The following is a 14,884-nucleotide window of genomic DNA, read 5'->3' on the forward strand; positions in this document are numbered from 1 at the left end:
AAGTTGTTAATAACTGTAAAGCACAGCATTCACATGATATGATATTGAAATGATGCTCTGGATTTCATTTGAATACAGCCAATCGGTTAACCGAAGGCTCTAATTAGCTCGTACGCGGACGGGATAATTAGAGTTTTTTTGTTTACTTTTTCAGTATTCCCATGAAAATGCGGCCTAAGGGAGTGTACGGGTATGACATTCAGTTATTTGATCGGACTGCACTGCCCGAAGTGCAAGGAACAATATAATGCTGACCAGATCAGGCAGTTGTGTGTGTGCGGGTCCCCTTTGCTTGCGGATTACGATTTGCATGCATTGAAAAAAGAAGTGACACCCGGGCACCTGCAAGGAAGAATCCCTGATTTGTGGCGATATCATGAGCTTCTGCCGGTTAGGGAGAAAAGCCATGTCGTCACTTTGGGAGAGGGGATGACGCCGCTTCTTTCGATGCCGACGATAGGTTCGGAGATGGGCATTCCGAATTTGCTTATGAAAGACGAGGGGATTATTCCGACAGGCTCCTTTAAGGCCCGGGGGGCTGCTGTGGGCGTGTCCAAGGCGAAAGAGCTCGGAATAAAGGAGCTGGCCATGCCGACCAACGGCAACGCCGGAGCCGCTTGGGCGCTTTACGCGGCCAGAGCGGGTATAAAAGCTTCGATTGTGATGCCTGTCGGCGCTCCTGAGATCACCCGCAATGAATGTGCGATTTCGGGTGCTCATCTTTGTCTGGTGAACGGTCTGATCAGCGATGCCGGTAAAATCATTGGCCAAGCCGTTAAGGAGTACGGCTTTTACGATGCCTCTACATTAAAGGAGCCTTACCGCATCGAAGGCAAGAAAACGATGGGATTGGAAATCGCAGAGCAGCTCGGCTGGAAGGTGCCTGACGTCATCCTTTATCCGACGGGCGGAGGCGTCGGACTCATCGGCATCTTCAAAGCTTTTCGGGAGCTTGCGCAAATCGGCTGGATCGAGGAACGATTGCCCAGACTGGTCGCCGTACAGGCAGCGGGCTGCGCGCCGATTGTCAAGGCATGGAATGAAAGAAAGCGTGAATCCGAATTTTGGCCCGATTCCGCAACGGCTGCTTTTGGAATCAATGTCCCCAAGGCGCTCGGAGACTTTTTGGTGCTGGAAGCGATTTATGAAAGCGATGGATGCGCGATAGCGGTGGAAGATGCGGACTTGTTAGAAGAGCAGGGCAGAATTGCGCGCTATGAAGGCGCATTCGTCTGTCCCGAAGGAGCGGCCGCCTTTGCAGCGGCAAGAAGATTAAGGGAGAACGGTTGGATCAGGGAAGAGGATACCGTTATAGCCTTAAATACGGGCAGTGGCATTAAATATCCGGAAACCGTGCGGATCGATGTTCCCATCCTGCAGCCGGGAGAGCGCATAAACCTCGAATAAGAAGGAAAGTGGTCAAGCATGAGCATCAGAGCTGATGTCGTCATTATCGGCGGGGGAATCGTCGGCGCAAGCATAGCGTTTCACCTTGTTCTGGAAGGCTTCAGGCGTATCGTTATCGTCGAACGAACTCATCTCGGCGCCGGCTCCACGGGCAGATCCAGCGGCGTGTTAAGACAGTTTTATACGAACAAGGTGCTGGTCGATATGGCCCGGATCGGCCTGAATTATTACTCCCGGTTCGAGGAGATCACCGGTTCGTCCAGCGATTATACGAAGACGGGCTTTCTATTGGCAGGCAATGAGGCAAACGCGGAAACATTGGGACTGGGATTCCGGCTCCAGCAGGAGCTTGGCATCCGCAGCAGAATGCTGGCAAAAGAGGAAATCATGGAATACCTTCCTTCTTTGCTGAGGACGGACATTACCTTGGGGCTCTATGAGGAGGATGCGGGTTATGCCGATGCCCATGCTTCTTGTCTCGGCTTTATCCGTTATGCAAAGGAGCATGGAGCCGCGATCATGCAGGGAGCGAGGGTTCTGGCTATTGCAAGGGATGCGGATGGAGTCAGCGGGGTCCGTACCGACCGTGATACGATCGAAACCAGAACCATTATCAACTGCGGAGGGCCATGGGCGGCTGCCATCGGCCATTTGGCCGGAATGCATCTGCCCATTGAAACCAGCCGGCATTATAAAGTGGGGATTGCTTTGCCTTCGCCAATGGACAAGCCTTTCCCCATTTTCTCCGACCCTGTCCGTTCCGTTTATATTCGTCCCGATGGAAAGCGCCTTGCGATTCTGGGGTCGAACCATCCGGACGATGTGAGGGAGAAGGTGGACCCGGAGCTGTTCCGCGACGGCGATGACGGCGGCAAAGCGGCGGAACTGTGGTCGAGATGCTCCGACTCCTTATCCCTATTGCAGAACGGCGAGGTTGTGGGCAGCTGGTCGGGGATATATGCCGTAACCCCCGACGGTTTTCCGATTCTGGATAAAAGCGATCAGGTGAAAGGCTTTACTCGGCATGCGGATTAAGCGGTCACGGATTTAAATTGGCTCCTGCCATAGGCCAGATTGTAACCTCCCTGGTAGCCCATTCCGTCCCCGATCCGCGAGCACGCATGTTCCGGCTCAGCCGGTTCGAGGAGAACGATCTTATCGACTCGGTGACGACAAGCGCGTTGAGCCGCTTAAAGCATAATCAGCCTCATGCTTCGGAGGTGGAGCAATGATAGGTTCTGATTTGTTTCAGGGGGACAAGGTTGGAGACACGCGCGCGCGGTTCATTGATGAGGAGAACGGCGGCCTCGAGCGCGGACTTCGGGAATCCGGCCTGATCTCACGCCTGCGGCATGCGGGCCGGGGGAGCGCCGACCGCTCGGACATCATTGTCACAGGCGGAAGAGGGATAGGTTCGTCGGGGAACTTTCGGCATGTGCTTGAGCTGGCGGAAGCGCTTGGCGGAATGGCGGGAGCCACTCGGGCGGCCGTGGAAGCAGGCTGGATCGAGTACGAGTACAAAATCGGACAGACAGGCAGAAAAGTATTTCCCAAGGTATATGTCGCTTGCGGTGTTTCCGGTGCGGTTCAACACCTAGCCGGAGTACAGGCGGAACTGCTTGTTGCGGTCAACAGCGATCCGGATGCCCCCATTTTTCAGCTTGCGGATTACGGTATATTGGGGGATGTGGAAAAAATCATACCCTTGATCATCCATCTGCTGAATCAACAGGCATAAAAGTAGTTGACAGATCAAAAAGAGGAATAGTATGCTACTAAAGCAACTATATACATAGGAATATTGGGTTATGTTGACCGGAAAGCCGGAGACATTGTGATCTGTTAGATCGAGTTTCATCTAACGGATCATGCTGTCTCTTTTTTCTTTTCCGGCAGCGAAAAACAAGAATCCGGAAATGCGGGCTGGCAGCAATAATAGATCGGATGATCAGGAGGCTGGAAGTATGGTTAAATCAAAAAGCATGTATGCGGTATGGCTGTCGGTCATTCTCTTGTTTGTACTTGCGGCGGGCTGCGCCAAAACCGATGGCCCACAAACAGCTTCAGCGCCCGGCAATGATCAGGACGCTTTGAAAGTGGCGAAGGGCGATGGTCCTCTGCAGCGCATAAAGAGCAAAGGGAAGCTTGTTGTAGGGGTAAAAACGGACTATAATCCGTTCGGTTATATTGATGAAAAAGGCAATAATGTGGGATTCGAGATCGAAATGGCCAAAGCGCTGGCTCAAGATTTGTTGGAGGATGCCAACAAGATCGAATTTGTTTCCGTTACCGGCACGAACCGAATTTCTTATCTGCAAAGCGGCAAAATCGATTTGATCCTTGCCACGATGAGCATTACCGAAGAACGGGCCAAGGAAGTGGATTTCTCCGAGCCGTATTTTAAAAGCGGCGTGCAGCTCCTTGTTAAAGCGGACAGTACCATTCAGGATGTCGCTGACCTGAAAGGAAAAAAAGTGATCGTTGTTCCGGGAAGCACCGGGGATCTCGGCATTGCCAAGCAAGTGCCGGATGCGGAATTGGTCAAGCTGCAAAAAACGTCGGAATCGGTGCAGGCGCTCAAGGATGGAAGAGCGGACGCTTTTGCGCAGGATAATACGCTCCTGTATCCGCTTGCCGGCAGCAACCCGGAATTCAAGGTGGTCGGCAAGCCGTTCGCCGAGCTGCCATGGGCAATCGCGGTCAGGAAGGGCGAGAGCGAACTTGTGGATTGGATCAATGCCAATTTGAAAAAGTGGGAGGATCAAGACTACTTCTACGAACTAAGCGAGCAGTGGATCGCTCCCAATATGCCCAAGGAGTTTAACCCGAGCGACTTCCTGAGAAGGCCGAAAAAATAGAAGCATCGGATACCGCTCTTAAGCGTATGCTGCAATGATGTCATGGGGGATCAGGTAAAATGGACTTTAAATTCGTCTGGGAACATCTCCCGAGCCTGCTTCGTGGGCTGCAAACCACGGTGTCTGTCTCTTTGATTCTGCTCGTTTTTGTCAATATTGTCGGGGTGCTGGGGGCGCTGGCCCGTACATCGCGCATCAAGCTGCTTCGTTGGGTGACCGCCGCTTATGTGGAAATAGCAAGGAACGTTCCGGAGCTCGTCCAAATTTATTTTGTCTTTTTTGTGCTTCCGTCGCTTGGTTACAAGTTCAGCGCTTATACGTGCGGAATCATTGCCATGACGTTTTTCGGAGGAGGCTATTTCATCGAAGTGTATCGTTCCGGGCTTGAGGCGGTGCCCAAAACGCAGTTCGAGGCCGCGACCTCGCTTGCTTTAACCAGATTCCAGCGCATGAGGCATGTCATTTTTCCACAGGCGCTCAGGATATGCCTGCCCGCGCTGAACGGTTATTTTTTGTACCTGGTAAGGTCGACCTCTTTGCTGGCCGCCATAGGAATTTCGGAGGCGACCTTTGTAGCCCAAGACATAATCGCCATTTATTTTCATCCTTTTGAAATGTTTACCGCGGTAGCGGTCCTTTATTTGCTGATTGTATGGTCACTGTCTTTTGCGCTGAGACGGCTTGAGAATAAATTGAAGTATGAGTTATAAACGGGAGGCACCGTGAATTGGATTGGCATGTGATTATCGATAATTGGCCGTTGCTTTCCAAAGGAGTATGGGTCACCGTTGAAATATTCGTTTATACATTGGTGCTGGGGACGGCGCTTGGCATACCTTTGGGCGTGCTGCGCAATTCGAAGATAGCGGCGGTACGGCTTCCGGTTTTCGGTATAATTAAGTATTTCGCGGACTGCCTGTCCCGATCACTTTATTTTTCGTTTTTTTCGCTGCGCCTTATGTTCTTCATATCGATATCCCAAGTAAAATTGCCGCCGTATCCGGCTTGACGCTGTGGTGCATGTCTGAGATTGCGGAGGTGGTCAGAGGCGCGCTGCAATCGATTCCGAAAGGACAGACGGAGGCGGGAAAGGCGCATGCGTTAACCTACCTCCAGATTCTTGTCTGGATCTTGCTGCCGCAAGCATTCCGCAGAATGCTGCCGCCTCTGATCGGCATATACAACCGGCTTGCCAAGTCCACTACTTTGGCCGCATTGATCGGCGTCAGGGATTTAATCACCGCAGGACAAATTGTGATCGAGCGTACGATGGCTTCCCTGGAAATTTATCTGTTTATCATCGCTGTATTTTTCATCCTTTGTTACCCGTTTTCTATCGCCTCTTTTTATCTGGAAAAAAAATTGAGCAGGTGACCGCTTCGACATGATTAAACTCGAAAATATACATAAGACATTCGATAACAATCAGGTTCTTAACGGCATCGATTTGACGATCGCCAAAGGAGAAGTTATTGTGCTGATTGGTCCGAGCGGCTGCGGGAAAAGCACGCTGCTGCGCTGCATCAACGGGCTTGAGAGCGTAAGCGAAGGGAAAATATGGATCGACGGCATCGACATTACCGGGAAGCGTGTCAACTGGCAGCGGATTCGGCAAAAGGTAGGGATGGTTTTTCAAAGTTACAACTTGTACCCTCATTTAACGGTGCTTGATAATTTAATCCTTTCACCGGTCAGGGTGCAGAAAAAAACGAAAAAAGAAGCGGTTGAAATCGCCCTTTCGCTGCTGGAGCGCGTCGGGTTGTCCGATAAGCGGAACGCTTACCCTGCTCAGCTCAGCGGGGGCCAGCAGCAGCGGATAGCCATTGCAAGGTCGTTAGCCATGCGTCCCGATGTGATGTTGTTCGACGAAGTGACCTCCGCACTTGACCCGGAGTTGGTCAAGGAGGTGCTGGACGTTATGCTTGATCTTGCGCGGGAAGGAATGACGATGGTCATCGTCACACATGAGATGGGCTTTGCCAAAGCGGCCGCGGATCGGGTCGTTTTTCTCAGCGGCGGAGCCGTTATCGAAGAAGGACCGCCCGAGCTTTTCTTTGAAGCTCCAAAGGACGAACGGGTTAAGCAGTTTCTGAACAGGGTGCTGCATTAGCCGGTGATTCAACGGTTTTGGCATACGGTTCATATGCAAGTTTCTTGCGTTCTTATGTATTTTCCCGTATAATGAAGTGTGAATTGTAGCGTCGGCGCTTACGTCCGACGCTTCTTTTTTGAACGGGCTTCCGAGCGGGGCTTATCATGCCCGCAGAAACAAGCTACATCTGAAGAGAGGGTTATGTGACTTATGCATTCAAGAGAAAAGATAAGAAATATTGCCATCATTGCTCACGTCGATCATGGCAAAACGACGCTCGTAGATAAATTGCTTCAACAATCCGGAACGTTTCGTGAGAACGAAGCCATTCAGGAACGGGCTATGGACTCCAATGATTTGGAGCGTGAGCGGGGCATCACCATATTGGCCAAAAATACGGCTATTCATTACAAGGATTATCTGATTAATATCGTCGATACACCGGGCCACGCCGATTTCGGCGGTGAGGTGGAGCGGATTATGAAAATGGTTGACGGCGTTCTGCTTGTCGTCGACGCCTTCGAAGGCACGATGCCGCAAACGAAATTCGTTTTGCGCAAAGCGCTCGAGCAGCATTTGACCCCGATTGTCGTCGTGAACAAGATCGACCGTCCGAATGCCCGCCCTGCCGAAGTGGTGGACGAGGTGCTCGATTTGTTTATCGAGCTTGGAGCCGATGACGACCAGCTGGACTTCCCGGTCGTCTATGCTTCGGCGTTGATGGGAACCTCCAGTTTGGAGCCCGACCGTCAGGACGGGAACATGCAGGCGCTGTATGATACCATTGTGAACCATATCCCATATCCGAAGGAAGATGTGGAGCAGCCGCTGCAGTTCCTCGTCACGCTGATGGATTATAATGAATATTTGGGACGCATTGCCATCGGTCGGGTTAACCGCGGCAAGGTCCGTCAAGGCCAATCGGTTGCTGTCATTAACCGTGAAGGACAAACCAAGCAAGCGCGCGTTGAGAAGCTGTTCGGCTTCCAGGGCTTGAAGCGTTTGGAGATCGAAGAAGCCGGTGCGGGCGATATCATTGCCATTGCCGGCATCAAAGATATCAACATCGGGGAAACATTGGCCGATCCGGCCCATCCGGAGGCTTTGCCGGTGCTCAAAATTGATGAGCCTACGCTGCAAATGACGTTCCTGGTGAACAACAGTCCGTTCGCCGGACGGGAAGGCAAATGGGTGACGTCCAGAAAGCTGCGCGAGCGCCTGTTCAAAGAATTGGAGACGGATGTCAGTCTTCGCGTGGAAGAGACGGACAGCCCTGACGCTTTCATCGTATCCGGACGCGGCGAGCTGCACCTGGGGATTTTGATCGAAAATATGCGACGCGAAGGATTTGAGCTTCAAGTATCGAAACCGGAGGTTATTATTAAAGAAATCGACGGACAAAAGATGGAGCCGATTGAGCGCCTGATCATTGATATTCCGGAAGAGAGCATGGGCCCGGTGATGGAAAGTCTGGGCACGCGTAAAGCCGAGATGGTCAATATGATCAACAACGGGTCGGGGAATGTACGGCTTGAGTTTCTGATTCCCGCACGCGGTCTGATCGGCTACCGGACTTATTTCTTGACGCTAACCCGCGGGTACGGCATTATGAACCACGCCTTCGACAGCTATGGTCCCTATGCAGGCAGCGGCGTAGGCGGACGTCATGAAGGCGTGCTGATTTCCAGTGAAACTGGCGTCTCCACGTTCTACGGCATGATGTCGGTTGAAGACCGGGGTACACTGTTCCTGGAACCGGGAACGGAGGTTTACGAAGGAATGATCGTTGGCGAACATAACCGCGATAACGACATCATCGTTAACATTTGTAAAGAGAAGCAGCTGACCAACGTTCGCTCCGCTACGAAGGAAGACACCGTCAAAATGAAGACGCCACGCATTTACTCGCTGGAGCAGGCGCTCGAATATTTGAACGACGACGAATACTGTGAAATTACACCGAAATCGATCCGCTTGCGGAAGAAGATTTTGAATAAGAATGAGCGTGAACGGGCTGAGAAACACCGCAAAATGGCGGAAGCCCGCGTGTAATGATCATATGCTTCATGACGAGAGCTCTGAGGGATCAGAGCTTTCTTTTCCATCATGATAGAATAATCGCTCCCGAAGAGAGGTGTATTTTATGACGGATTGGTTTCGTGCTCATCCTTATATCACTTGGGTTCTGATTTTCGTTCTTATCACTTATGTTTACAATAAAGTGTTTCGGGTACGGAAGCTGCCGATCTTAAAAGACGCGATCATCTATTTGATGCTCGCATTAGGCTCCGGCATGCTGCTGTTCTTTCAGTTGGCGGGTCTGCCGATCGTACCGAGCCTATCTGTTGCCGTAGCCTTGATGTTCATGGTGAAGATCCGTTATTTCATTCAGGAGCGGAGCCAGAAAAAGGAATAGAGCCGCCTTGCACAAGGTGTTCGGATGGGAGTGGATCCTATGGCTAAATTTTGGCTGATGCCGGTCCAGTGGGATGGGAGTTACGCTGTGCTGGGTGAAGAAAGGCTGCTGCTGGAGCCGGAACAAGCCCGTATCCGTTTTGTCGAAGCGCTTCGCCCGGTTCATCCCAGGCTGCTGTTAAGCTTTAAGGCGGAGCTGCTGCTCGCCGATGAAGCTCTTGAAGCATGCGGAACAGACGCGCTTCCGTTTGATTTGGGACAAGGACAACCGATCCGTCTTGCAGCCGGTGAACAGAAGGGACAGGAGCCGGAACAGGGGGAAGATTATCCTTTGTCCCATTGTGCCGAAGCGTATTTCAATCGTTTGATGACACCGCAGGAGGCTTTATCCTTGCTGTCGCAAACGGACGCCGGCAAGGAAGCGGAGCCGTGGTTGGAGACAATGCGGCAATGGCTGGAGCAGGGCCGCTTCGTCATTTTGCTGAGAGAGGACTGAAAGCGTTTTGAAATTACAGGATGCGCTGTTCAATTGGCTGCAAATCAGTATCGTCGCTGAAGCTCGTCCGGAAGATCGTGCAGCCGCGGAGACGAAAGCGTTTTTTGAAGTGATCTTGCGGGAAGACCATCACCTGACTCAATTCGGGTATACCGCGGACGATCACGTATACCGGGTTCAATATGAAACAGCGGAGGAACAACGTACACAGCAATTTGACCGTGAGTCCGCAGAGCAGCTGCTGGAGGATATTCGTTCAAACCCGAAATACAATGAATGACATAATCCGTTAAACAGGTAGATAAAATAAAATATTAACAATGGAAAGGAGTGGCCATGACAACTGTTTGTAGCTGTCAGTATTCACGTATGATATAATGAACTCAGCAGCAGGAATAACTGTAGGAGGGGAATCCATGGCCGAAACGATCACAGCTCTTTCGGAACAGCTCTTCGACGCATTGCAGAAGGAATCGTTTGCTTTGTTAAGCACGATTGATCATGAAACCGGTGCGCCGGCCATGAATGCTATTTCCTGGCTTTATGCCAAGGATGAGAAGACCATTCGTTTTGCCGTGGACCAGCGTTCGCGTATCGGAACCAACCTGAAGAAACAACCGCTAGTGAATCTGACCTTCATCGGTGCCGGCTCGGTACATGCCGTTTATGGTACTGCACGTCTTGTTGCTGAAGCATTAGACGGGGTTCCGTTTAAGCTGGCCTGTTATGACATCGACATTTCTGCGATACGGGATGCCATGTTCTACGGAGCTCGCATTTCCGTTGCGCCTGAATATGAAAAGACGTACGATAAGCGTGCCGCCGAGAAGCTGGACACGCAGGTGTTCGACGCCATGAAAAAAGCCTAGAATCGTTATGCGTTCTAGGCTTTTTTTCTACACAGATCAACGGTTCGGGTTCGTTTGTGGCGGAACCACATCCCGCGGCACTTGGGGAACGATTCTTCCGATAATGGCCGCCATTTCTTCCGCAAATCCGTTGATCGGTCTGCCGTTCATGACATGATCCCTTACGCGGCGCAAACGTTCGGCCAGATCCATATCGGCCGTCACAAGCGCGTCCACCCCATAAGGATCATGCTTTAACGCTTCTGCGACAGACAGCTTGACCGTACCGACTTTGGCTCGATCCATACCTTGCGGTACGTTGATTCCCACGACGGCCGTATTGCCGAATACGACGCAATTGGCGCTCTCCACATTCGGTACACTGCCGGCGATTTGCTCCAGCCTTTGGGCAACGCCCGCGGGATCTGTAATCTCTTTCTTTTGAGGAGCCGTTTGATTAACCTGCACCTGATGGTTTGGATCAACGTTTTGAGGAGGGGCTGCTCCATTTTTTGGTGATTGGGTACAACCTGTTAGCACAGCGGACAACAGCATAATAAGCGCAACAAATTTCCTCACTTGTTTTCGTTCCTTTCTGTTCATGATCTGCTTAGGTTTAGTTTGTCCTGACTGGCTAGTTCCTATGTATTTAGCTTTTACCGAACACCAAACCTGGGAGGGACTCAAGGTGAAAAAAATTTATGTGCTGGATACCAACGTTTTGCTGCATGATCCAAATGCCGTATATGCTTTTGAGGATAATGAGGTGATTATTCCGGCGGTAGTGCTGGAGGAGATCGATTCCAAAAAGCGAAACGCAGACGAACTGGGGCGAAATGCACGCCAGATCTCCCGGATGCTGGACGGCTTGCGGAGCAGCGGAAGACTATTTGAAGGCATTGACCTTGAGAGCGGCGGAAGCTTGAAGGTGGAACTCAATCACAGAAGCTTTGCGAGGCTGCAGGAAGTATTTGCGGATGCGACCAGCGATAACCGAATTCTGGCCGTTGCGCTGAATTATCATTTGGAGGAAAATGAGAAGCCCGAACCGAAGCCGGTTATTCTGGTCAGCAAAGACGTGCTGGTCCGGATTAAAGCCGACGTCCTGGGCATTACGGCGCAGGATTATTTGTCGGACCGGATTGTGAATGTGGCTGATGATATTTATACCGGATATCTTACCGTTCGTGTGCATCCATCCGTTATCGATGAATTTTATACGTACCGCCAGCTGAGCGTCAGCTCTTTAAACTTGACTTACCGGCTGCATCCTCACGAGTTCGTCATTCTAAAAGATGAAATGGGGACCAGCAAATCGGCTCTGCTGAAGGTGAATGCGGATGGCAAGAAGCTCGAGCCGCTCTTTTTGAGCAACGACCCGATCTGGGGCATTGCGGCAAGAAACGCCCAGCAGCGGATGGCTCTGGAACTGCTGCTCAATGATGAGGTTCCTTTGGTTACTTTGACAGGCAAGGCCGGCACGGGAAAGACGCTTTTGACGCTTGCAGCGGGCTTGATGAAGGTGGAAGACGAAAGGAAGTACAAGAAGCTTCTGATCGCCCGTCCCGTCGTTCCTATGGGCAAGGACATCGGTTTTTTGCCGGGTGAGAAGGAGGAGAAGCTGCGCCCCTGGATGCAGCCGATTTACGATAATCTGGAATATTTGTTCGATACGAAAAAGCCGGGAGATATCGATAAAATATTGGCCGGGCTCGGAAGTATTCAAGTTGAAGCCTTGACTTACATCCGCGGGCGGTCGATACCGGGCCAATTCATCATTATCGATGAGGCGCAGAATTTATCCAAGCATGAGGTCAAAACCATCGTCTCCCGCGTTGGGGAAGGCAGCAAAATCGTTCTTCTCGGGGACCCCGAACAAATCGATCATCCTTATCTCGATGCCTCCAGCAACGGACTTACGTATGTCGTGGAACGTTTTAAAGATCAGAGCATCAGCGGGCATATTATGCTGGAGCGGGGCGAACGCTCCCATCTGGCGCAGCTTGCAGCGGATTTGCTGTAAAGAAAAGCGGGGGGAAAGCTTCGCATCCGGTTCAACCCTATAGGCAGCGCAAAGGCAGTTCCCATACCCATCGGCCACAGCGATATTCTTATCGTCCTGCGGCCGATGTTGTTATGATACGAGATTCATGCGGAGCCTAAACCTTCCTTTTCCCAAAACAAAGCTGCCTATCAGGTTATGACCGGTTTCCTTCAGCAAAGGGGCTTCGCTCAGAAGCTTTTCTTACGGACCGCAGATCCATTCGACGCTGCAGCCGTAGGCACGGGCAATGCCTTCGGCCAGTTCGGCGTGCTGCTTCTCCAGGGTGTAAACCGCGGCGCCGTCATCATCCGAGCTCCAATACGCCAGCAGGTGTTCTTCAAGCTGCGCAGCCGCTTGTTCCGGCTCATAAGCGCGGCTGGACGGCTCTTCCGGCTTATTCAGCTTACATACGACGGCCATATCGGCGTAGAGATAAGCGTTCTCCAGCCGAGTGATAAAACCGTAATCCTCAAAAGAAGGGCTCATTCGCACCGTTGAAGGCAGCAGCAGCAAATCGAACTCCTCGCAGGGTACGGAATACTGGTTCATAATCGGTTTGGCCTGCTCGCGCTCTTGCGGGGTGGAGAAGATCAGAAGCTCCTTATCCCGGTCGAATAGGCTTGCTTTACCGGCCAGCGCTTTTACAATTTGTGCGTAGTAACCCGCCCGCTTGTCCTCAGGCAGGTCCATAGCCAAACCGAATTTCATTTGTAATCCTGTCATACCTGCAGTTCCTCTCTTTCCGTTTGTTTCTTATTTCACCATTATGAACAAAAAAAGCCGGCCGGTGCAACCTTTGCGTTACAAGGCCAGCTTCAGCATGATGCTAAGCTTTCCTTCCTCGATTTTCACCCCTGTCACTTGGAGAAACGATGCGATGTTTTGCGGATAAAGTCCCAAATCGAAGTCTTTCTCCAAGGCATCGATCGTCGTGGAGGGCAGCATATAGCCGTTGAACTGCAGCTCTGTAATCCGAAAACGCAAAAACGCTCCATTTCGGCGATCGTCCCTGGAAGCCAGCTCGTAGCTGCCGGACATCTGCACGGAGATGCCGTCCCGGCTTCCGGCAGCCGTCATCTTGTCAGGCGCGAACCGGAACGTCATATCCGTGAACAGCTCGTGTTTTTGCTTTAAATAGTCGTTCAGCTCCCGGTCGGTCATCTGAAAAGTATAGTTAAATCCATTCATGATCAAATTATTGCCCGAGCCTGATCCGGAGGTCACCAGTTCAGGCAGCTGCTCCAACGCATCCCCCAGCGCCTGAAAGTAGGTTCTGAGCATCGGCACACCCTTGTCATGCCATAAGCGGTTTAGTTCCAGCATCTGCTGCTGAAGCTGAACAGCCGTTTCTTTATTTTCTGCCAGGGTATCGTCCACTTCCTGCTGCAAAGCCGCAAGACGAGTCCGCTGCTCCTGATAATTCGATTTGGTTTGCTGCAGTCCGGTTTGCGCCTTGGTCAGTCTGTCTTTCACTTCCGTTAACTGCCGCCAGGTCTCGGTGTGACGCCTGAGCGCTTGCTGATCGTTTTTTAGAATCATTTGCAGGTAGTCCAACGAGGCCAGCGCTTCGGAGAAGCTGCGGATCGTAAACAGCAAAGCCCAAAGCGAATCCCGGTCTCCCATGTAATAAGCGCGAATGACCTTGGCCGCGTGGGCCCTCGCCTCGGCCGACGACGCTTCGGCCAGCTTAAGCTGTTCTTCGGCGGTCTTGAGCTCCTCCTGCAGCTTTGCCTCTTGCTCCGTTATGCGCAGGAGCTCCTGGTCGATCTCGTAGATCGTCAGACCTTTTTGCAGCAATTCTTTGTTTTCCTGAATCGTTTCGGCCTTCGCGATTGGGAATCCCAAGCCAAGAACGCACCAGCCAACCAGAATAAAACCAGTCATGGCTTGTCTTAATTGTCTTAATGGCGATGTCACCCGAGTTTCCCTCCCATCCTCTCACCTAAAGATTATCATACGAATGGGAAAATGATGACAAAAAAATGGCTTTCTGCCGGAAATCGGCGAAAAGCAGCGGAAAGATATTATGATTTGGGCGCCGCGGGGAGAAACCGAAGGATATCCTGGAGGTTCTTCACCTGTTTCGGCTCTTCTTTGGTAAAATTCGGCGTCTGGTTCACATCGTCTATCTGTTGTGTCCATTCGATCACGCTCACCGCTTTGCCTCTCTTTTTATCCGTAAAGCTCAGCTTGCCGGATTGCTCACGGATAAAGCCCTGTTCATCGATCACGGTGCTTACGGAAGAGGGCGCGGCCGGACTCCATTGCTCTGCAAAGATGCCGGAAGCAAGCCCGCGATCGGCATTCCATAGGCTCTGAGCATTCTCAAGCGGGAGCATAATATATTCATCCGTTGGACTGATCGCTGGCAAGTGCAGGTACATTTTGTTATCTTTAAGAAGGATCGGTTCCGGGAGCGAGACCATCCCTTCATATTGAATTGTGCTTTCCTTAAACAAAGCTAAGCATTGCGGCTGTCATTGGCTGCGCTCCCTGAAAGAGGGAGGGGTCGAGCTGAAGGTTGGCCTGGCCGGAGAATCGGTAGCTCTGTACCTGTTTTTGCTTGGCTGCGGCCTGCAGCAGATCTTGCTTCAGCTGTTCATGATCCGTGCATCCGGCGGCAAGGACAAGGATACAGCATAGAAGCAGTAAAGGTAACATTTTTCGAGTAATCAGCAAGGTTGCGCTCCTTCCATTGTCGTCTTCATTCATCATATCGGACAG

The 14,884-nt window shown here is 51.5% G+C and carries 20 protein-coding genes; 15 read left to right on the forward strand and 5 right to left on the reverse strand.

Going from position 1 to position 14,884, the window contains the following annotated elements:
• The first annotated feature begins 192 nt into the window (after nt 1–192).
• The 14 genes from NR121_RS10535 (at nt 193) to NR121_RS10600 (ending at nt 10,137) form a co-directional block, all read left to right on the forward strand.
• Nucleotides 193–1,407 (forward strand): threonine synthase, encoded by a 1,215-nt coding sequence (locus NR121_RS10535; protein WP_054819399.1) that lies wholly within the window; start codon nt 193–195, stop codon nt 1,405–1,407.
• A gap of 18 nt (nt 1,408–1,425) precedes the next feature.
• A complete protein-coding gene (locus tag NR121_RS10540) occupies nt 1,426–2,442 on the forward strand; it encodes an NAD(P)/FAD-dependent oxidoreductase (protein WP_054819400.1) in 1,017 nt (338 codons plus the stop codon).
• Nucleotides 2,443–2,459: 17 nt separating this feature from the next.
• The gene (locus tag NR121_RS10545; protein ID WP_054819401.1) at nt 2,460–2,639 is read left to right on the forward strand and encodes a hypothetical protein; all 180 of its coding nucleotides are present in this window, start codon (nt 2,460–2,462) and stop codon (nt 2,637–2,639) included.
• The gene (locus NR121_RS10550) at nt 2,636–3,145 is read left to right on the forward strand and encodes an electron transfer flavoprotein subunit alpha/FixB family protein (RefSeq protein WP_074726968.1); all 510 of its coding nucleotides are present in this window, start codon (nt 2,636–2,638) and stop codon (nt 3,143–3,145) included. The genes NR121_RS10545 and NR121_RS10550 overlap by 4 nt, the downstream gene beginning before the upstream one ends.
• A 226-nt stretch (nt 3,146–3,371) precedes the next feature.
• Nucleotides 3,372–4,265, forward strand: coding sequence for a transporter substrate-binding domain-containing protein (locus tag NR121_RS10555; RefSeq protein WP_256831177.1), 894 nt, complete (start codon nt 3,372–3,374; stop codon nt 4,263–4,265).
• Nucleotides 4,266–4,324: 59 nt separating this feature from the next.
• Nucleotides 4,325–4,975, forward strand: coding sequence for an amino acid ABC transporter permease (locus NR121_RS10560; RefSeq protein ID WP_256831178.1), 651 nt, complete (start codon nt 4,325–4,327; stop codon nt 4,973–4,975).
• 17 nt (nt 4,976–4,992) lie between these two features.
• Complete coding sequence (locus NR121_RS10565; RefSeq protein ID WP_256831180.1) at nt 4,993–5,274, forward strand: hypothetical protein; 282 nt, start codon at nt 4,993–4,995, stop codon at nt 5,272–5,274.
• Nucleotides 5,190–5,639 (forward strand): amino acid ABC transporter permease, encoded by a 450-nt coding sequence (locus tag NR121_RS10570; protein WP_256831196.1) that lies wholly within the window; start codon nt 5,190–5,192, stop codon nt 5,637–5,639. Before NR121_RS10565 ends, NR121_RS10570 begins: the two co-directional genes overlap by 85 nt.
• Before the next feature lie 10 nt (nt 5,640–5,649).
• The gene (locus tag NR121_RS10575) at nt 5,650–6,375 is read left to right on the forward strand and encodes an amino acid ABC transporter ATP-binding protein (protein WP_062407611.1); all 726 of its coding nucleotides are present in this window, start codon (nt 5,650–5,652) and stop codon (nt 6,373–6,375) included.
• Between the two features lie 192 nt (nt 6,376–6,567).
• A complete protein-coding gene (typA, locus tag NR121_RS10580; protein ID WP_062407613.1) occupies nt 6,568–8,409 on the forward strand; it encodes a translational GTPase TypA in 1,842 nt (613 codons plus the stop codon).
• A 91-nt stretch (nt 8,410–8,500) separates the two neighbouring features.
• The gene (locus NR121_RS10585) at nt 8,501–8,773 is read left to right on the forward strand and encodes a YlaH-like family protein (protein ID WP_054819407.1); all 273 of its coding nucleotides are present in this window, start codon (nt 8,501–8,503) and stop codon (nt 8,771–8,773) included.
• A gap of 39 nt (nt 8,774–8,812) precedes the next feature.
• Nucleotides 8,813–9,268, forward strand: coding sequence for a hypothetical protein (locus NR121_RS10590; RefSeq protein ID WP_062407615.1), 456 nt, complete (start codon nt 8,813–8,815; stop codon nt 9,266–9,268).
• A gap of 7 nt (nt 9,269–9,275) precedes the next feature.
• Nucleotides 9,276–9,548, forward strand: coding sequence for a hypothetical protein (locus NR121_RS10595; RefSeq protein ID WP_074726964.1), 273 nt, complete (start codon nt 9,276–9,278; stop codon nt 9,546–9,548).
• Between the two features lie 136 nt (nt 9,549–9,684).
• A complete protein-coding gene (locus NR121_RS10600) occupies nt 9,685–10,137 on the forward strand; it encodes a pyridoxamine 5'-phosphate oxidase family protein (protein ID WP_174350722.1) in 453 nt (150 codons plus the stop codon).
• A 36-nt stretch (nt 10,138–10,173) separates the two neighbouring features.
• On the opposite strand, the gene NR121_RS10605 is transcribed toward NR121_RS10600, so the two are convergent.
• Nucleotides 10,174–10,695 (reverse strand): YhcN/YlaJ family sporulation lipoprotein, encoded by a 522-nt coding sequence (locus tag NR121_RS10605; RefSeq protein WP_062407620.1) that lies wholly within the window; start codon nt 10,693–10,695, stop codon nt 10,174–10,176.
• A 109-nt stretch (nt 10,696–10,804) separates the two neighbouring features.
• On the opposite strand from NR121_RS10605, the gene NR121_RS10610 reads away from it, so the two are divergent.
• Entirely contained in the window at nt 10,805–12,139 is a 1,335-nt protein-coding gene (locus NR121_RS10610) for a PhoH family protein (RefSeq protein WP_054819409.1), read from the forward strand.
• Nucleotides 12,140–12,361: 222 nt separating this feature from the next.
• Here the strand turns inward: NR121_RS10610 and NR121_RS10615 are convergent, their stop codons facing one another.
• From NR121_RS10615 to NR121_RS10630, 4 genes are all read right to left on the reverse strand, one after another.
• Nucleotides 12,362–12,883 carry a hypothetical protein gene (locus NR121_RS10615; RefSeq protein ID WP_082660682.1) on the reverse strand — a complete coding sequence of 174 codons (522 nt, stop codon included), beginning with the start codon at nt 12,881–12,883 and terminating at the stop codon, nt 12,362–12,364.
• A gap of 78 nt (nt 12,884–12,961) precedes the next feature.
• A complete protein-coding gene (locus NR121_RS10620) occupies nt 12,962–14,077 on the reverse strand; it encodes a hypothetical protein (RefSeq protein WP_256831181.1) in 1,116 nt (371 codons plus the stop codon).
• Nucleotides 14,078–14,184: 107 nt separating this feature from the next.
• Nucleotides 14,185–14,544 carry a hypothetical protein gene (locus tag NR121_RS10625; RefSeq protein WP_256831182.1) on the reverse strand — a complete coding sequence of 120 codons (360 nt, stop codon included), beginning with the start codon at nt 14,542–14,544 and terminating at the stop codon, nt 14,185–14,187.
• 67 nt (nt 14,545–14,611) lie between these two features.
• Nucleotides 14,612–14,839, reverse strand: a complete 228-nt coding sequence (locus NR121_RS10630) for a hypothetical protein (RefSeq protein WP_174350719.1) — start codon at nt 14,837–14,839, stop codon at nt 14,612–14,614.
• Nucleotides 14,840–14,884: the final 45 nt, after the last annotated feature.

Source organism: Paenibacillus sp. Pae15, from assembly GCF_024519685.1.
Classification (GTDB): Bacteria; Bacillota; Bacilli; order Paenibacillales; family NBRC-103111; genus Paenibacillus_G; species Paenibacillus_G naphthalenovorans.